Annotated in this window: 1 protein-coding gene; it reads left to right on the top strand. The window is 70.1% G+C overall.

Annotated features, from left to right (window positions below; all coding sequences use genetic code 11):
- The first annotated feature begins 59 nt into the window (after positions 1-59).
- A complete protein-coding gene (locus ADY01_RS35170; RefSeq protein ID WP_049580911.1) occupies positions 60-1,433 on the top strand; it encodes a GH1 family beta-glucosidase in 1,374 nt (457 codons plus the stop codon).
- The last annotated feature ends 491 nt before the right edge of the window (positions 1,434-1,924 follow it).

Here is a 1,924-nt window from a genome sequence, read left to right as displayed (position 1 = left end):
CCACCCGACGTTCTCCACGCACCACTCACCCCCCTCACCACACGGGAATCGCACACCTCATGACACACGACGACCTGAGCCCCGTCTCGTTCCCCGAAGGCTTCGCCTGGGGAACGGCCACCGCCAGCTACCAGATCGAGGGGGCCGTGACCGCCGACGGCCGGAGCCCCTCCGTCTGGGACACCTTCGCCCACACCCCGGGCAAGGTGCATCTGGACCAGACCGGCGACATGGCCGACGACCACTACCACCGCTACCCCGAGGACCTGTCGCTGCTGGCCGACCTCGGCGTGACGCACTACCGGTTCTCGCTCGCCTGGCCGCGCATCCAGCCCGAGGGGCACGGGCCGCTCAACGGCGCGGGCGTCGACTTCTACAGCCGCCTGATCGACGGCCTGCTGGAGCACGGCATCAAGCCCTGGGTCACGCTCTACCACTGGGACCTGCCGCAGTCCCTGGAGGACGCGGGCGGCTGGCCGGTCCGCGACACCGCCGAGCGCTTCGCCGAGTACGCGGCCCTGATCCACCAGCGCCTCGGCGACCGGGCGCCGGACTGGACCACGCTGAACGAGCCGTGGTGCGCCGCGTTCCTCGGCTACGCCAGCGGCATCCACGCCCCGGGCCGCACCGAGGGGGCGGCGGCCGTGCGCGCCGCCCACCACCTGATGCTGGGCCACGGCCTCGCGGTCAACGCGCTGCGCGACCAGGGCGTCTCCACCGCCGGCGTCACCGTGAACCTGTACCCGGTGGACCCGGTCACCGACTCCGACGCCGACCGGGACGCGGCCCGCCGCATCGACGGCCTGATGAACCGCTTCTTCCTCGACCCGCTGCTGCGCGGCTCCTACCCCGCCGACGTCATCGAGGACCTGTCGGACGTCACCGGCACCGACCACATCCTGGACGGCGACCTGGAGACGATCTCGACGCCGCTGGACTTCCTGGGCATCAACTACTACTCGCGCCATGTGGTGCGCGCCGGCACCGCCGGCCCCGGACCCTCGCACTGGGTCGGCTCCGAGGACGTGGAGTTCGTCAAGCGCGGCGTCCCGGTGACCGAGATGGGCTGGGAGATCGACCCGGACGGCCTGTACGAGACGCTGAAGCGCGTGTACACGGAGTACGGCCCGCTGCCGCTCTATGTGACGGAGAACGGCGCGGCGTTCGACGACCGGGTCACCGAGGAGGGCCACGTCCACGACGAGGACCGCCGCGCGTACCTGGACTCCCACTTCCGCGCGGCCCACCGGGCTCTCAGCGAGGGCGTGGACCTGCGCGGCTACTTCGTGTGGACGCTGCTGGACAACTTCGAGTGGTCGCACGGGTACTCGAAGCGGTTCGGGCTGGTGCACGTGGACTTCGAGACGCAGCGGCGGATCGTGAAGGACAGCGGCCGCTGGTTCTCGGAGATCACGCGGGCCAACGCGCTGTAGCCTCCGGCGGGTGGGTGGGGCGGCTTCTACGCCTGGCTTAGGTGGCCGGCGCTTGCCCGGGTGTCCGTTTCGTGCGGATGCACGAGGGAGGCACCTACGGGGGGAGGGTTCGTGGGTCGGGGTCGTCCCGGTGACCGGGAAGTGGTCTCTTGGAAGAGGTGGGTGTCCGAACGGGCGCAGCGGATGACGCTCGTCTTGGGTCGGTCTGCTTGCGGTCGGCTGGGGTGGCGCGCACCCTTCGGGCCTGCTCTGGCCGCACGTATTCGTCGTCATCCGCGCGCCGCCCCGGCTTATGTAGCGGGCCGGTGGGTTCGTTGCCCTATCGGGCATCGGAGGGCGGGGACTGTTTTGAAACGGCGCACGGTCTGTTTTCAACACTCTGTTTAAAACGAAGTGTTTCGCGTTTCAGAACAGTCCCCACCTCCAGATGCCCGAAGGGGCAGACGACCGCGCACCGCCACCACGGCCCGGTTGGGCAACGACCCCCACCG

The organism is Streptomyces sp. SBT349, assembly GCF_001083795.1.
Classification (GTDB): Bacteria; Actinomycetota; Actinomycetes; order Streptomycetales; family Streptomycetaceae; genus Streptomyces.
Note: the sequence above shows the minus strand (reverse complement) of the source record. Positions and strands in the feature narration are given on the sequence as shown.